The sequence below is a fragment of the Nakamurella sp. UYEF19 genome, assembly GCF_040546275.1.
Taxonomy (GTDB): Bacteria; Actinomycetota; Actinomycetes; order Mycobacteriales; family Nakamurellaceae; genus Nakamurella.
In genome coordinates, this window is record NZ_JBEPNO010000007.1 from 137,986 (window position 1) to 153,159 (window position 15,174).

The window sequence follows — 15,174 nt, forward strand, 5'->3', positions numbered from 1 at the left end:
CATCGGCGTCTTGGTCTTTGCTGCTCAGGCGACGACGGCGGTGACCGGACCGATTCGCAGCACGCCGTCGTTGAGCGGCACGCAGCGGACACCGCCTCTGCCGCGCATCGCCCGGAAGCGGTCGCCGACGATCCCCAGTCCGGCCCGCACCCGAACGGAGTCGACGAGTTCGCCTGGTGGCTCCGGGAGTGGACCGTCGGACGGCCGGCCCTCGTACCGGTGGATCGACGAGACCAGCAACTGCACGATCACCGGGTCGATGACGCCCCGCGACTCGAACCTGGACCCATGCGTCCATGAATACCACGGCAGGCGAAAACGATGCCGCGAAAGCGGCTTTTCAGACATCTCGGGCAACGTCCCTCAGGAGCGCACCACCACCTGCTCGGCGAAGTGGCAGGCAGAGAGGCGACCGGCAGAGACGTCAGCTCCGACGACGTCACCGTCGACGGTGCGCAGCCGCGGAACCTCGGCGGCACAGCGGTCCTCGGCCATCGCGCAGCGCTCGTGGAAGCGGCAGCCGGGCGGCGGATTCACCGGCGACGGCGGTTCACCGGTCAGCACCAGGCGGCGACCCAGCCGGCCCCGGGCTTCACTTCCGACGGAGGGCGATGCCGACAGTAGCGCCTGCGTGTACGGGTGTCGGGGCTCGTCGAAGATCAGCGCCACCGGGCCGACTTCGGCCAACCGCCCCAGGTACATCACCGCCACCCGGTCGGCGACGTGCCTGACCACCGAGAGGTCGTGGGAGATGAACAGCAGCGCGACGCCCAGCCGGTGCTGCAGGTCCCGGAGCAGGTTGATCACCTGCGCCTGCACCGAGACGTCAAGCGCAGAAACAGGTTCATCGCAGATCAGCACCTGCGGGTCGAGCGCCAGAGCCCGGGCGATGCCGATTCGCTGGCGCTGCCCTCCGGAGAACTGGTGTGGGTAGCGGCTCATCATCTCCGTCGACAGACCCACCAGGTCGAGGAGTTCGGCCACCCGGTCACGACGTCGGGCGGCATTCATCGATCTGGCGGCAGCCAGCGGTTCGGCGACCAGGTCGAGCACCGTCATCCGGGGATCCAGCGAGGTGTACGGATCCTGGAAGATCATCTGCACGCCTTGGCGCAGTAGTCGACGATCGGCGCGGCGGCCCGCCGTGACATCTTCCCCACGGTAGGTCAGCGTGCCGCCGTCCGGGCGTTCCAAGCCGACCAGCATCCGCGCCAGAGTCGATTTGCCGCAGCCGGTCTCACCCACGATGCCCAGGGACTGGCCGGCTGACAACTCGATGCTCACCCCGTCCACAGCCGACACCTTCGATGGCGAGAATCTGGAGCCGACCCGGAAGGTCCGACTCAGCTCCGTGGCCCGTAGTACCACCTCAGATCGCTGCGGCATCGGACAACTCCTCACTGCGGTGGCAGGCCGCGCCGCGACCGACCTCGACGAGTTCCAGCAACGGACGTTCCGATAGGCACCGATCGACGGCCAACGTGCAGCGCGGGTGGAAGGAACAGCCGGCCGGGACCTGAGCCGGGCTGGGTGGCGAACCCGGAATGGTGAGCAGGTCACGGCCGAGATCGCCGGCCTGCGGTACCGATCTCAGCAACGCACGGGTGTACGGATGTCGTGGATGGTCGAGAACCTCGGCCGCCGCTCCGGTCTCGACGATCCGCCCGGCATACATGACAAACAACCGGTCGGCCACCTCGCTCACCACGCCCAGATCGTGGGTGATCAGCAGCACCCCCATTCCCAGCTGCTCGCGCAACCGGTCGAGCAGCTCGAGGATCTGCGCCTGCACCGTGACGTCGAGGGCGGTGGTCGGCTCGTCGGCGATCAGCAGGTCGGGTTCCAGAGCGATGGCCATCGCGATCAGGATGCGCTGACGCATGCCCCCGGAGAACTGGTGCGGGTACTGATCAACACGTCGGCCGGGGTCGGAAATGCCGACCAGCGAGAGCATCTCGGCCGCACGGCGTCTGGCCACCCGGCGGGAGGACCGTTCGTGCACGCGGAAGAGTTCGCCGAGTTGGTCTCCGATGGACAGCACCGGGTTGAGCGCGGACAGTGCGTCCTGCATCACCAGACTCATGCGGCGGCCGCGCAACGCACGACGGGCTCGCTCCGTTGAAGTGAGCAGATCGGTTCCACTCAAACGCATTTCGGTGGCTTCGACGGTCTGGCCGGGTTCGGTCAGTCCCATCACAGCACGGGCCGTCACCGACTTACCCGAACCCGACTCACCCAGCAGGGCGACCAACTCACCCCGGCGGACGTCCAGATCGACCCCGCGGACCGCACGGAGGCGGCCGTCGCCGGTGCCGAACTCGACCAAGAGGTCGCGCACCAGCAGCACCGGCACCTCGGCCCCGGTCGAGCCCATCTCGATGCCGAGGGCGGCCTCGTTCCTCGCTTCTCGCAACTCCACACGGTGCATACTGCCACCTCCCAGATTGCCGCAATGTAACAATCATAGATCTATTGTTGCCGACATTGACCACAGTAGGCAGTATCAGAGCCGGAATCACTCGTCATAGCCAGTTCGGCCGCCCGAAGATTCCAACTGATCGGAGATCTTCCGCCCGGCCAAGGGATCGACCTGAGAAGGGTCCTGAGCGTGCCGGGCTCCGCCCATCGACCACCCAGCGCTCAGAGGAGTCGCCATGCTCGAACCAGCAGATCGCTACACCGGCTACACCGCCTACGACTATCTCGAGCCGGGCAAGGACTACCGCGCCTTCGAGTACGCCGAGCAGATCGGCCGGGTCCCGGCATACCAGGGCCTGAACCTGTCGGCGGAGCAGGCCGCACGGACCACCACGTTGCTGGCCGAATCCACCGTGATCTCCCTGCACGAGCACGTGCAGGCGTTCCCGGCCGACATGGGTCACCTGCGTGATCACATCCGTCAGGGCCGCGAACCCACCGGTTACCAGGGGCTTTCACGTTCCGGACTGACGGCCGTGTTCGACAACGGCATGGACGGCACCTGCTGCATCAGCAGCGACGCCGGCTGGAAGTACCAGGACGTGCTCTTCGATCTCGGCGTGCGGATGGCCGATCTGGCCCACCAGGACTTCGTGATCAAGGGCGAGACCCTGGCCGACATCGAGCACGCCAGGGCCACCGGGCGGATCGCCCACATCTTCGCGCTCGAGGCCGCCACCATGATCGAGAACGAGGTCGACCGGCTGGATGTGCTCTACGGCTTCGGTGTTCGCCAGATGGGTATCGCCTACTCCGAGGCGAACACGCTCGGCAGCGGCCTCAAGGAACGCGGCGACGGCGGCCTGACGTACTTCGGGGACCGCGCCGTCGAGCGGATGAACAAGCTCGGCATCGCGATCGACGTCTCGCACAGCGGAGATCGCACCTCGCTCGAGGTGATCGAACGGTCCAGGACACCGGTCTTCATCACTCACGCCGGCGCACGATCGATCTGGCCGACCAACCGGATGAAGCCGGACGAGGTGATCAAGGCCTGCGCCGAACGCGGTGGCGTCATCGGGATCGAGGCGGCCCCCCACACCACCCTGTCGGAGGCACATCCGCTCCACAGCCTGGAGTCCGTGATGGACCACTTCACCTACTGCGTCGACCTTGTCGGCCTCGAGCACGTGAGCTTCGGACCGGACACCCTGTTCGGCGATCACGTCGGCCTGCACGACGCGTTCGCGGCAAACCTCTCCCTCGGCCAGGCGCACGGCAAGGTCCAGTACCAGAAGGTGCCCTACGTCGACGGTCTGGAGAACCCCGCCGAGGGCTTCTTCAACATCATCGGCTGGCTTGTCGAGCACAACTATTCGGACGACGAGATCCGCGCCGTCGTCGGCGGCAACACCCTGCGAGTTCTGAAGGATGTGTGGGTCTGATGCGCAGCATTCCCCGCCGGATCGCGATCGGCGCGACCGCATTGGCGGCGGTCATCGCCGTCACCGCCTGCGCACCCAGTGCGCCCAGCAGCCAGAGTTCTTCCGTGGCGTCCTCCGGCGGTTCGGCCTCGGCGACCCCGGGCGCGACCGGTGTGACCATCAACATCGCCACCACCACCGACGTCGTGAACTACAACCCGTTGGTGGGCAACAGCCGGACCGACTACTGGGTCACCAATCTGATGTACCCGCACCTGCTGACCATCTCCTCCGACGGCTCCAAACAGGCGTCCCTGGCGACGAAGTGGGGATACACCAACCCCACCACCGGATATTTTGACATCCGTAACGACATGACCTGGAGCGACGGCGTCAAGCTGACCGCCAAGGACGTCGCCTACACGATCAACGCCGTGATCAAGGACAAGCCGGGCGGCACGCTCTACGGCCAGCTGACCAACGTCAAGTCGGCCACCGCGACCTCCGACACCCACGTCGAGATCACCCTGGTCAAGCCGGACAGCACAGTCGTGAACGAGGTCGGCTTCTGGGGAAACATAGTCCCGGAGCACGTGTTCTCCAAGGCCGGCAATGTCGCGAAGTTCGCCAACGACAAGAACTGGGTCTCGGTCGGACCGTACGTGCTGACGAATGTGGTGAAGGGGCAGAGCTACACCCTGGACGCCGTCAAGTCCTACCCCATGGTCGCCGGTGGGGTGCCGAAGGCCGCCAAGATCGTCTACCGCGTCTACCCGGACGTGAACACCGAGATCCTCGCCCTGCAGAAGGGTGACGTCGACATGATCGCCAACGCGATCCCGCCGGCCCAGGTCAAGAACCTGCAGAACTCCGACGGCATCAAGCTGGCCGAGATTCCCGGCCTCGGCTACGCCCACATGACGTACAACATGAAGAAGCCGCCGCTGGACAAGCTCGCCGTCCGGCAGGCTCTGGCCTACTCGGTGGACTACAACGCGATCCGCAGCGTGGTGCTGCAGGGTCAGGGCGTCTCGACCGGTAGCAGCCCGATCATGCCGGTGCTGAAGACCTACTACGACGCCAGTCTCAAGGAGTACCCGTACGACCCGACCCAGACCCGCAGGTTCCTCACCGACGCCGGCTACAAGGCCGACGGGAGCGGCAACTTCCCACTGAACTTCCGGTTGATCTACTCGTTGCAGGACGCGGTCACCTCCCAGTGGGTCAACCTGGTCAAGGACGGCGCGGCCAAGGCCGGCATCACCATCACCCTGCAGGGGTTGGAGCGCAACACCTATCTGGCCAAGACCGCAGCCGGGGACTTCGACATCTACGCCGGCAACTTCGCCATCATGGACGATCCGGCCACCAACATGGCGCTGACATATCTCAAGGACGGGGCCATCAACTACTCCTACGTCGACGACCCGGCCCTGTCCGCCCTGATCGAGCAGTCCAGGGTCGCGCCCGATCAGCAGACTGCGCTGAAACTGCTGCAAAAAGCCGCAAAGATCGTGCACGACAACGTCTACGACAACGTGATGTACACCCAGAACCTCTACATCGCCTACCGCTCCACGATCAGCGGGCTGGTCGTCAAGCCCAGTGAGCTCCTGTCGGTCGTCGATCCGGCGTCCCTCGCCGTGATCACCAAGACCTCCTGACGCCCGCAGGCTGGAAGAAGGGTCGCCCGCATGCCGTTCGCCGTTTTCGTTCTCCGTCGCCTCGGCCGGGGACTGCTGACCATCTGGTTCGCCGTCACGGTCACGTTCCTGCTGCTACGCCTGCTCCCCGGCGATCCGGCACTGGCTGTCGCGAATCCGAACATGACGGCGGGCATGCGGGCGACCCTGCTCGCGCAGTACGGGCTCGACCAGCCGCTGATCGTGCAGTACGCGAAATACCTCTGGCAGTTGGTCCACGGAAATCTGGGAGTCTCCTTCGCACAGTCGGTTCCGGTCACCGACGCGTTGATGAGCAGGCTGCCGTGGACGCTCCTGCTCACCGGGGCGGCCCTGGTCGTCACGGTGGTGCTGGGCATTCCGCTGGGGGTGCTGGCGGCGTCGCGTCGCGGCGGATTCCTCGACCGACTGGTCCAGATGGGCAGTGTCGTCGGGCAATCGCTCTTCGTCCCGAGCGTCGGCGTCCTGTTGCTCTACGTCTTCGGCCTGGTCCTCCGGATCTTCCCGATCGGCGGCGCCTTCACCGACGGGACCTACGGCCTGGCCTGGTATCTCTCGGTCCTCACGCACCTGGTGCTGCCCTGCGCGTCCCTGGTGCTGATCCAGATCGGCTCCTACGTCCTGACGCTGCGTGCGACCCTCATCGACGCGCTCGGTGAGGACTACTGCACCCTGGCCAAGGCGAACGGGCTCTCGCCGCGGCGGGTGCTGTGGAAACACGCACTGCGCAACGCATTGCTGCCGACCACCACGCTGATCGGCCTGCAACTGGGCTTCCTGGTGGGCGGCGCGGTACTGACCGAGACGGTCTACGCCTACCCTGGTATCGGTCGCGCGATCTACGAAGCCGTGACCCAGCTCGACTTCCCGGTGCTGCAGGGCGCCTTCGTACTCCTCGCCGCGGCGGTGGTGGTGGCCAACATGATCACCGACATCGCCTACGGCCTCTTGGATCCCCGGGTGAAAACAGCATGAGCACGCCGCAGGCACCGACCAGTCGCCCGGTGGAGACCAAGGCGACCTTGCCCACCGTGCCAATGACCGGGTCGGTGATGCATGGCCTGGAACCGGTGGCCACCGAACTCCCGGGAGCGGCCCGCGCTACCTGGCAGGCCATCCGCAGGGAGCCGCTGGGCATCATCGGTCTCGCGGTGATGACCCTACTGGTGGTGGTCGCCCTGGCTGCGCCGCTGCTCGCCGAGTATCCCTCCGGCTACGGCGAACTCGTGCTGGCTCCCCCCTCGGGTTCACACCTGTTCGGGACGGACAGCCTGGGCCGGGATGTGCTGGCCGAGGTGATCTGGGGCTCCCAGCAGAGCATGCTGGTGGCGTTCGCCGCCTCGTTCATCGCCATCGCGATCGGCACGGCACTGGCCATGATCGGCGCCTACTTCCCCCGCACCGACGGCCCGATCGGCGTGCTCGTCGACCTGACCCTTTCCCTCCCGGTGCTCCCGCTGATGATCCTGGTCGCCGCCCTGGTCGGCCCGAGCACGGTCACGATCATCTGCGTGGTCGCTGCGTTCAGCTGGCCGGAAGTCGCCAGAGTCGTTCGGTCTCAGGCACTTGCCGTCGTCAGGCTCCCCTACGTCGACGCCGCCCGATTGATGACCACCTCGCCGTTCTGGATCATCACCCGGCACATCATCCCGGCCGTCACGCCCGTCATCGTGGTGTCGGTGGTGCTGACCGCCTCCCGTGCGGTGCTCTCGGCGGCCGGACTGTCGTTCCTGGGGCTCGGCGATCCGAACACCTGGTCCTGGGGACGAATCCTCTACGAGGCACAGCAGTCCGGAGCCATGTCGAGCGCCTGGTGGCTGACGCTGTTCCCCTCCGTGGCGATCCTGCTGCTCGTACTGTCCGCGACCCTGCTGTCCATCTCGTACAACGACGCCCGCAACCCTCGCTCCCGCCGGCGCTGAGCAGGGCGAACAAGCGCAATGCCGCACACCAGGAGGACCTCATGACGACCACCGGGACCCGTTTCACCCAGCGTCTTCTGCCCGACTTCTTCGACCGGGTCCAGCGTCACGTCCGCGAGAGCGCCGCCGAGGAGGGCCTGGACGCGGTGTTCACCGACGACCCCGAGGACGTCGCCTACCTCACCGGCTTCTTCCACCATCCGTGCGAGCGGCCGGTGGCCGTCTGGCTGCCGGTGGACGGGCCCTGCGTCCTGCTGCTGCCCGAACTCGAACGCGACCACGCGGAATCGCAGCAGGCCAGGGCGGAACTCGCCGCCTACGCCGAATATCCCGGCGTGGTGCCGCCTTTCGCGGCTCTCGCGGCCAGGGCCGGGTCCGGCGGTTCCGTCGGGCACTCGGTGTCGACGTCCTACCAACGACTGGCGAAGGCCCGCGAACAGTTGCCGCAGTGGCACTTTCGCCCCACCGAGCTCCTGGTGACCACGCGCGGGATCAGGCATCCCGAGGAGATCGCGCTCCACCAGGAGGCAGCCCGGATCACCGATCTGATGCTGGTGGCCGGTGTCGAGTGGGTCGCGGAGGCGATCACCGGCGGTGGGACGATGCCCAGCGAGGCGGAGCTGGCCTCGCATGTCACCTCCACCAGAGTGCGGACGATGTACGCCGAGCACGACGACGTCGTGGTGGTCAGCCCACTCGCCGGCGGCCTCGTCTACGCCGGGCCCAACTCCGCGTATCCCCATGGACTGCCGTCCGGCTACCGGCTGCAGGCGGGCGACACCTTCATGCTGTCCCTGGGATGCGCCGTCGGTGGCCGGTTCGTCGAGGGGGAAAGAACTTTCATCCTCGGCGAACCCGGTGCCGACCAGCTCCGCTACTACGAGGCGGTCCGCTCGGCGCAGGAGATCGGCGGGCAGGCGATCGCCCCGGGAGTGCCCTGCGCAGAGGCGAATCGGATCTGCCTGCAGGTGATTCGCGATGCCGGCCTCGGAGAGTTCATACGGCACCGGCAGGGTCACGGTATCGGGCTCGGCATGCACGAGCCGCCGTGGCTGGAGGACGGTGACCAGACGCTCCTGGCGGAGGGGATGATCGTCTCCAACGAACCCGGCATCTACGTGCGCGGCCGTGCCGGGTACCGGATTTCGGACAGCATGCTGGTGACGGCTGACGGATCCCGTCCGCTGACGTCCTACCCGCGGGATCTGACCAACGCCGTCATACCGTTCTAGCCCGTTGCACCACCCCGTAGACCAGACACCCAGGAGATCGACGTGTTCGTAGAGATCAACGGAAACCAGCTGTCGGTCGAGGTTCTCGGCCGAGAGGGAGCGCCGGTACTGATCGCCCACCACGGCGCGCCCGGGCTCGGATCGAGGTCGGAACCACGAGCGAGCTTCGGACGTCTGGCCGACACGCACCGGGTGGTGGTGTTCGACGCACGGGGGTCGGGGGAAAGCGGCGGCGCCGGGCCGTTCACGCACGAGCAGTGGGCGGCCGACGTCGACGGGCTCCGGGAATGGATCGGCGTCGAGCAGATCGTCATGGCCGGCGGCTCCTACGGCGGTTTCATCTCGCTGGAGTACGCCACCCGCTACCCCGGACGGGTGCGCGCTCTGGTGCTGCGGGACACCGCCGCCGATCACGCGCACGAGGAACTGTCCCGGGTGAATGCGTTGGCGTCGAGGAGAATCCAGGTCGACGTGGAGAAGCTGGACCGGATCAACGCGGGCCTGATCCGCGACGACGAGGATCTCCGTGACTGCTGGCGGGAGATCCTGCCGCTGTACGACTTCAACTACGACCCGGCGAACGTCGAAGCCAAGGTGGCGGCGACGCCCTACCGTTTCGCTACTCACAATTTCGCCTTCGCGCACAACATCCCGAACTACGACATCAAGGACAAGCTGCGGAACATCACCTGTCCGACCCTGATCACCGTCGGGCGGACGGACTGGATCACCCCGGTGAGTTGCAGCGAGACCATCCATTCGTTGATCCCGGGTTCGGAACTGGTGATTTTCGAGGAGTCGGGGCATTCTCCTCAGGTGGAACAGGCGAAGGAATGGACGGCGACGGTACGGGACTTCCTCTCCCGGGTCGAACGGCCGGCTGCCGTGCCGCTGGGTCGCTGATGGGGACGGCACAGACGCTGGACGAGTTGGACCGCCGGATCATCGTCGCGCTGCAGCAGGACGGGCGGGCCAGTTGGACGTCCATCGCCGAGGTATGCCACACGTCGGTACCGACGGTCGCCCGCCGGGCGCAGCAGCTGATCGATGACGGCGTGGTGCGGATCGCGGTGATGCCGGAGCTGGGGAGCTCCGGACCGGTGGAGTCGTTCATCGTCCGACTGGGTTGCCGGCCGGGTTCGCAGCTCGACGTGGCCGCCCAGCTGGTCCAGCGCGAGGAGGTGCGCTTCCTGGCCGTCGTCACCGGGCCGGACGACCTGGTCTTCGAGATGATCGTCCCGAGGGGGGCGAGCAACTACCCGCGGCTGATCAAGGAGATGCAGACGATCGACGGGGTGGTGCGGTGGCACAGCGATCTGCTGCTCCACGTCTACAAGGTGGCGCACGACTGGAGCCGCCAACTCCTGGAGGACGACGTCGACGAGGTGCTCCCGCACGAGCCGGCGGATTGCCAACCCACCCACCTGGACGCCACCGACCGGCAGATCATCGGCATGCTGCGTGACGACGGCCGGGCCGGGTTCAAGGTCGTCGCGGAGAAGCTGGGCCTGAACGAGAGCACCGTGCGGAGACGCTTCGACCGGCTCCAGGAGAACGGCTGCATCACCGTCCTGACGCTGATCCCCGCCGCGGCGCTGGGCCTGGAGTCCGAGACTCTGATGACGGTGCAGGTGACGCCGGGCTCGATCGGCTCCGTCGCCGCCGAGCTGGCCGGGCACCGCGCCGTCCGCTACCTGGCGGCCACCCTGGACGGGAACGCGCTGCTCTGCGAGGTCATCGCCACGTCGACGTCGTCGCTGTTCGAGTTCATCACCACGGTCCTGGCCAAGCTCGACGGGGTGCTCGGGTGGAGCGCGTCCATGGAGCTGATGTTTCTCAAACGCGGCTTCGTCGAGACGCCCTGGTGGCGGGCCCAGGCCGGCGTACCGGAGGACGGCGTACCGGAGGACGGGCCCATCACCGGGTGACCACGCTCCGCTGCCGACCGAGCCGGCAATCCTCTTCAACTGTGTGAACGATTTCCGTCAGGCCGCCGTTTCTGGTGAGGTATGGCTAACCTGAGGTTGAGACGGGAATAGGTGCTTCATGAGGTGTGAACGCGAACGAACCAGCAGACGGAACAGCCGAGGACGGCCTGGCGCTGCCGTTGTCGCCGCGACGGTCGGCGCGGTGGTGCTGATCAGCGGTTGTGCCAACAGCTCGACGACCGCGTCAGGACCGACATCGAGCGCGGCTGTGAGTTCGGTGAGCCTCACCAGCAGTGCGGCCACCTCTGGCGCCGCCGCGTCAGAACCGAGCCCGAGCCTGGCCGGTCAGACCATCACCGTCTACAGCGGGCAGCACGAGCAGACCGCCCAGTTGCTGGTCGACGACTTCCAGAAGCGGACCGGCGCGGTCGTCAAGCTCAAGTCCGATGACGAGGCCTCGCTCGCCGGCCAGGTACTGCAGGAGGGATCGGCCAGCCCGGCCGACGTGTTCTTCGCCGAGAACCCACCCTCGCTGACCACCCTGCAGGAGAACGGCCTGCTCGCCAAGATCGACTCCTCCACCCTCACCCAGGTCCCGGCCGCCGCCAGTTCACCCGACGGTGTGTGGGCCGGGGTGTCCGCACGGGCAGTGGCGTTCGCCGCTGCCAACTCGGTTGCCGCAGCCGACCTGCCGAAGTCGGTGATGGACCTGGCCGGACCGTCCTGGAAAGGCAAGCTCGGTATCGCCCCCAGCGAGACGGACTTCTCGCCCGTCATCACCGCGATCATCAAGGACAAGGGTGCCGACGCGGCGAAGGCCTGGCTCGAGGGCATCAAAGCCAACGGGAAGGTCTACGGGGACAACGAGACCCTGATCGCAGCGATCGACAAGGGCGAGGTGCAGGGTGGACTGGTGGATCACTACTACTGGTACCGGCTGCGCGACGAGGTCGGCGCGGCCAAGGTCGACTCGGCCCTGCACTACTTCCCCGCGGGTGATCCCGGTGCGTTGGTGGACGTCTCCGGTGCGGCAGTCCTGCAGTCCAGCGCCCACCCGGCGGCCGCACAGGCGTTCGTCGCGTATCTGGTGAGCGCTCCGGCCCAGCAGATCATCGCCACCTCGCACAGCTACGAATACCCGCTGCGGCCGGGGGTCACGTCGGCCGCGCACCTCCCGGCGATCGGCACCATCGTCTCGCCGACCGAACTCGGCGACGGCAAGCCCGCTCTGTCGATGCTGCAGGATGTGGGGCTGCTCTGACCACCACGGCGCCGGCCGGCAGCAGGACGCCCGGTCACAGCACACCCGACAGCGGGACGCCCGGCACAGGAACGACTCCCACTGCCGGGATGTCGTCGACGCGCCGGCACGGTCACCTGTCGGGCCTGCGTCGTCGACTGCTGTCACCCTTGGGCCTGCTGACCGCCGGCGTTCTCCTGACGGTCGGTAGCCCGCTGATCTTCGTGGTCATCCAGGCCACCAGAGCCGGCTGGGCCCCGGCAAAAGCGTTGCTGCATCGCCCGATCGCCGCCACGCTGCTCTGGCACACCATCACCCTGACGGTCGCGGTCACCACCACCACCGCCGTGATCGGTTTCGGCGCCGCCTATCTGGTGGAACGGACGGATCTTCCGTTGCGGCGGGTGCTCTCGGTGGTGTTGGTGATGCCGCTGGCCGTCCCGGAGTTCGTGGCCGGGTTCTCCTGGGTGTCGCTCACCTCCTCCGTGCGCGGGTACTGGGGCGCCGTACTCGTGATGACCTGTGCGCTGTACCCCCTCGTGTACCTGCCGGTGGCCGCGGCCCTGCGCCGCAGTGACACCGGCGTCGAGGAGGTGGCCCGCAGCCTCGGCCGAAGTCGGTGGGCCACGCTGTTCCGGGTCACGCTCCCGCTGGCCAGACCGGCACTCGGCGGTGGCGCGCTGCTCGTCTGCCTCTACCTGCTCGGCGAGTACGGCGCCTTTGCCGCGTTGCAGTTCCAGACCTTCGCGACCGCGATCTTCACCGAGTACAAGGTCGCCTACGACACTGCGTCGGCCTCGGTGCTGACGCTCATGCTCTGCCTGATCGCCCTGCTGGTCGTCGCCGGCGAGATCCGGGTGAGCGGGCGACGTCCCCTTGCCCGCGCCTCCTCGTCGGGTCGGACGGGTGCGCGAGTCCGGTTGGGAGCAGCCCGGTTCCCCGCACTGGCGACGTTGCTCGCCCTGATGGTGCTGGCCCTGGGGGTGCCCATCGGCGCCCTGGTCTACTGGTGGGCGCGCGGGACGTCCAGCACGCTGCCCCCGGCGTCCATCGGGTCCGACATCCTCTCCACCGTCGGCTATTCGCTCGCCGCCGCGCTGGTGGCGACCCTCGGCGCGGTTCCGGTCGCGCTGTACTCCTGGCGGCGTCGCACCCGGTGGGCCGCAACGGTGGAGCGCGGCGCCTATCTGACCAGGGCGCTGCCCGGCATCGCCGTCGGGTTGTCGATCGTGTACCTCTTCATCCACTACCTCCGGCCCTGGTACCAGACCGCACCCATGCTCATCGCCGGCTATGTGGTGTTGTTCTTCCCGCTGGCCCTGACCGGGGTGCGCGCCGCGCTGGCCGCGGTTCCGGCCGGCGTGGAGGAGGTGGCCCGGTCCCTCGGGGTCCGCCCGAGCCGCGTCCTGATCCGGGTGACGCTTCCCCTGATCGCGCCCGGACTCGGCGTGGCCGCGGCGATGGTCATGCTCGCGGCCAGCACCGAGTTGACCGCGACCCTGCTGCTGCGTCCGATCGGCACCCACACCCTGGCCACCCAGTTCTGGACCTTCACCTCGGGCCTGGCCTACGGCGAGGCCGCTCCGTACGCCGCGATGATGATCGGCCTGTCCGCCGTCCCCGTGCTGATCCTGGCGCGCCGCGGAGCCGTTCGATGAGCCTGCTCGTTGCGGGGCTCCAGGCGGCCCACGGCAGTAGGCCCACGCTTTTCGACATCGATCTGTCTGTGCCGGATCATGCGCTGGCCTGTGTGGTCGGCCCGTCCGGTTGCGGCAAGACGACCCTGTTGCGCGTGATCGCCGGCTTCCACACCGCTGCGGCCGGCCGGGTGGAACTGAACGGCCGGGTGCTGGACCAGCCACCCGGGGTGCGGGTGCCGGCGGAACGGCGCAGCATCGGCTACATCCCGCAGGACGGCGCACTGTTCCCCCACCTGAGTGTGGCCGCCAACATCGGGTTCGGGCTCCCCCGCGCCGACCGGGCCGCCGCCGTTGCCCGACTACTCGAGCTGATCGATCTGGTGGGCCTGGCCGATCGGCACCCGCACCAGCTCTCCGGTGGTCAGCAGCAGCGGGTGGCGCTGGCACGCGCGCTCGCCCCGGAGCCTGACTTGTTGTTGCTGGACGAGCCTTTCACCGCACTGGACGCCGGCCTGCGGGCGCGGGTGCGGACGGATGTCGTCGATCTGCTGCGCTCGACCGGGACGGCGGCGGTGCTGGTCACCCACGACCCTGCCGAGGCGCTGGCCATCGCCGACCAGGTGACGATCATGGCCTCTGGCCGGATCGTGCAGACCGCTTCACCCGCTGAATTGCACGCGCGCCCGGTGTCGAGTGCGGCGGCACGCGCTCTCGGCGACACGAACCTGATCGCCGGACTCTACCGGAGTCGTTCGGTCTCAACGGCTCTCGGTGAGCTTCTGTTGGACCGCCCAGTGCTTGCGGACGCGGCGACATGCGGTGCGCCGACCGGTCAGGTGACGGTAGTGGTCCGGCCCCGGCAGGTGGTGCTGTGTGGTGGCGACGAACCCGGCGCGGTGGCGGCGCTCGTCCGGCGGCAGGAGTTCCGCGGTGAGGACCATCGCCTCGAGCTGATGGTCGACGGTGTCCCAGATCCCCTGGTGTGCCACAGTCCGTCCCGAGTAGCACTGGATTCCACGGTGCACGTGCGCGTCGCCGGTGCGGTCCACCCCCTCATTGAGCCGGTCGTCCCGTCGGCCGCCACGATCTGACGGCGACCCACAGCAGCTGGCCGGCGTTGCGGGCTGCGGATCTCAGGCGGTGGGCCGGAACGTGGCCTCGGGAATCGTCGCACCGGTGAAATGCCGGTGCGATCCGGCCCGTCGTCAGGAGGTCTCCGCGATGCGCTTGATCGCCTCCAGCGTCCGGGGGATCCCGTCGTGAGCCAGCCGGATGCGCTCGTCGATCTCGATTTCCGCCGTGTCGCCGTATCTCTCGTGAAACATGGCAATACCGGCCGGCAGGAAGTGCCAGCTCTCGGTCACCCTCGTCGTCCCGCCGTCCGGTTCGAAGGTGAAGCCCCACCGGACGAAGCCGCTTCCGACGAGCCAGGCGAACTCGCGGGCCCTGTCCGCCACGACGACCTGGGAACGGGTCTCCCAGGTCCGCTCGGGCAACTGGTTGCGGCCGGTGAACCAGGCCCCGACCTGGCCCGCCCGGCTGACGTCGTCCCACCAGCACGCTGTGCAGACGGGACTCCACTCGCCGGTCCGAGTGACGTCGCTGACCAGGTCGTAGAGCGCCGGCGCGGTGGTGTCGACCATGATGGACTTCTCGTGGGTGCGGATGGGCGCCTCCGTCATCAGACC

Annotated in this window: 14 protein-coding genes; 10 read left to right on the forward strand and 4 right to left on the reverse strand. The window is 67.7% G+C overall.

The window, feature by feature from the left end; translation table 11 throughout:
* Positions 1 to 24: 24 nt before the first annotated feature.
* From ABIB25_RS12315 to ABIB25_RS12325, 3 genes are all read right to left on the reverse strand, one after another.
* Positions 25 to 261, reverse strand: coding sequence for a hypothetical protein (locus ABIB25_RS12315; protein ID WP_354528850.1), 237 nt, complete (start codon positions 259 to 261; stop codon positions 25 to 27).
* 102 nt (positions 262 to 363) lie between these two features.
* Entirely contained in the window at positions 364 to 1,386 is a 1,023-nt protein-coding gene (locus ABIB25_RS12320) for an ABC transporter ATP-binding protein (RefSeq protein ID WP_354528749.1), read from the reverse strand.
* The gene (locus tag ABIB25_RS12325) at positions 1,370 to 2,374 is read right to left on the reverse strand and encodes an ABC transporter ATP-binding protein (protein WP_354528851.1); all 1,005 of its coding nucleotides are present in this window, start codon (positions 2,372 to 2,374) and stop codon (positions 1,370 to 1,372) included. The genes ABIB25_RS12320 and ABIB25_RS12325 overlap by 17 nt, the downstream gene beginning before the upstream one ends.
* 280 nt (positions 2,375 to 2,654) lie before the next feature.
* Here ABIB25_RS12325 and ABIB25_RS12330 point away from each other — a divergent pair, with 280 nt between their 5' ends.
* The 10 genes from ABIB25_RS12330 to ABIB25_RS12375 all read left to right on the forward strand — a co-directional run bounded on the left by ABIB25_RS12330 (position 2,655) and on the right by ABIB25_RS12375 (position 14,577).
* Positions 2,655 to 3,863, forward strand: coding sequence for a dipeptidase (locus ABIB25_RS12330; RefSeq protein WP_354528750.1), 1,209 nt, complete (start codon positions 2,655 to 2,657; stop codon positions 3,861 to 3,863).
* Complete coding sequence (locus ABIB25_RS12335) at positions 3,863 to 5,506, forward strand: ABC transporter substrate-binding protein (RefSeq protein ID WP_354528751.1); 1,644 nt, start codon at positions 3,863 to 3,865, stop codon at positions 5,504 to 5,506. Before ABIB25_RS12330 ends, ABIB25_RS12335 begins: the two co-directional genes overlap by 1 nt.
* Before the next feature lie 30 nt (positions 5,507 to 5,536).
* Positions 5,537 to 6,499 carry an ABC transporter permease gene (locus tag ABIB25_RS12340; protein WP_354528752.1) on the forward strand — a complete coding sequence of 321 codons (963 nt, stop codon included), beginning with the start codon at positions 5,537 to 5,539 and terminating at the stop codon, positions 6,497 to 6,499.
* Complete coding sequence (locus ABIB25_RS12345) at positions 6,496 to 7,446, forward strand: ABC transporter permease (protein ID WP_354528753.1); 951 nt, start codon at positions 6,496 to 6,498, stop codon at positions 7,444 to 7,446. Before ABIB25_RS12340 ends, ABIB25_RS12345 begins: the two co-directional genes overlap by 4 nt.
* A 41-nt stretch (positions 7,447 to 7,487) precedes the next feature.
* Positions 7,488 to 8,678, forward strand: coding sequence for a M24 family metallopeptidase (locus tag ABIB25_RS12350; protein ID WP_354528754.1), 1,191 nt, complete (start codon positions 7,488 to 7,490; stop codon positions 8,676 to 8,678).
* Positions 8,679 to 8,720: 42 nt separating this feature from the next.
* A complete protein-coding gene (locus tag ABIB25_RS12355; protein ID WP_354528755.1) occupies positions 8,721 to 9,581 on the forward strand; it encodes an alpha/beta fold hydrolase in 861 nt (286 codons plus the stop codon).
* On the forward strand, positions 9,581 to 10,606 hold the full coding sequence (locus ABIB25_RS12360) for an Lrp/AsnC family transcriptional regulator (protein ID WP_354528756.1): 1,026 nt from the start codon (positions 9,581 to 9,583) through the stop codon (positions 10,604 to 10,606). Before ABIB25_RS12355 ends, ABIB25_RS12360 begins: the two co-directional genes overlap by 1 nt.
* 268 nt (positions 10,607 to 10,874) lie before the next feature.
* Positions 10,875 to 11,867 (forward strand): extracellular solute-binding protein, encoded by a 993-nt coding sequence (locus ABIB25_RS12365; RefSeq protein WP_354528757.1) that lies wholly within the window; start codon positions 10,875 to 10,877, stop codon positions 11,865 to 11,867.
* Positions 11,868 to 11,956: 89 nt separating this feature from the next.
* Positions 11,957 to 13,504, forward strand: a complete 1,548-nt coding sequence (locus ABIB25_RS12370; protein ID WP_354528758.1) for an ABC transporter permease — start codon at positions 11,957 to 11,959, stop codon at positions 13,502 to 13,504.
* Positions 13,501 to 14,577, forward strand: coding sequence for an ABC transporter ATP-binding protein (locus tag ABIB25_RS12375; RefSeq protein WP_354528759.1), 1,077 nt, complete (start codon positions 13,501 to 13,503; stop codon positions 14,575 to 14,577). The genes ABIB25_RS12370 and ABIB25_RS12375 overlap by 4 nt, the downstream gene beginning before the upstream one ends.
* A gap of 114 nt (positions 14,578 to 14,691) precedes the next feature.
* Here ABIB25_RS12375 and ABIB25_RS12380 read toward each other — a convergent pair whose 3' ends face one another.
* Positions 14,692 to 15,168, reverse strand: a complete 477-nt coding sequence (locus ABIB25_RS12380; RefSeq protein ID WP_354528760.1) for an SRPBCC family protein — start codon at positions 15,166 to 15,168, stop codon at positions 14,692 to 14,694.
* Positions 15,169 to 15,174 lie beyond the last annotated feature (6 nt).

What these genes read in the sequence shown, in the direction of transcription:
- ABIB25_RS12350 (WP_354528754.1), top strand. Translation starts at nt 7,488, where the DNA reads ATGACGACCACCGGGACCCGTTTCACCCAGCGTCTTCTGCCCGACTTC.
- ABIB25_RS12375 (WP_354528759.1), top strand. Translation starts at nt 13,501, where the DNA reads ATGAGCCTGCTCGTTGCGGGGCTCCAGGCGGCCCACGGCAGTAGGCCC.
- ABIB25_RS12320 (WP_354528749.1), bottom strand. Translation starts at nt 1,386, where the DNA reads ATGCCGCAGCGATCTGAGGTGGTACTACGGGCCACGGAGCTGAGTCGG.
- ABIB25_RS12345 (WP_354528753.1), top strand. Translation starts at nt 6,496, where the DNA reads ATGAGCACGCCGCAGGCACCGACCAGTCGCCCGGTGGAGACCAAGGCG.
- ABIB25_RS12380 (WP_354528760.1), bottom strand. Translation starts at nt 15,168, where the DNA reads ATGACGGAGGCGCCCATCCGCACCCACGAGAAGTCCATCATGGTCGAC.
- ABIB25_RS12340 (WP_354528752.1), top strand. Translation starts at nt 5,537, where the DNA reads ATGCCGTTCGCCGTTTTCGTTCTCCGTCGCCTCGGCCGGGGACTGCTG.
- ABIB25_RS12335 (WP_354528751.1), top strand. Translation starts at nt 3,863, where the DNA reads ATGCGCAGCATTCCCCGCCGGATCGCGATCGGCGCGACCGCATTGGCG.
- ABIB25_RS12370 (WP_354528758.1), top strand. Translation starts at nt 11,957, where the DNA reads ATGTCGTCGACGCGCCGGCACGGTCACCTGTCGGGCCTGCGTCGTCGA.
- ABIB25_RS12330 (WP_354528750.1), top strand. Translation starts at nt 2,655, where the DNA reads ATGCTCGAACCAGCAGATCGCTACACCGGCTACACCGCCTACGACTAT.
- ABIB25_RS12325 (WP_354528851.1), bottom strand. Translation starts at nt 2,374, where the DNA reads ATGGGCTCGACCGGGGCCGAGGTGCCGGTGCTGCTGGTGCGCGACCTC.
- ABIB25_RS12360 (WP_354528756.1), top strand. Translation starts at nt 9,581, where the DNA reads ATGGGGACGGCACAGACGCTGGACGAGTTGGACCGCCGGATCATCGTC.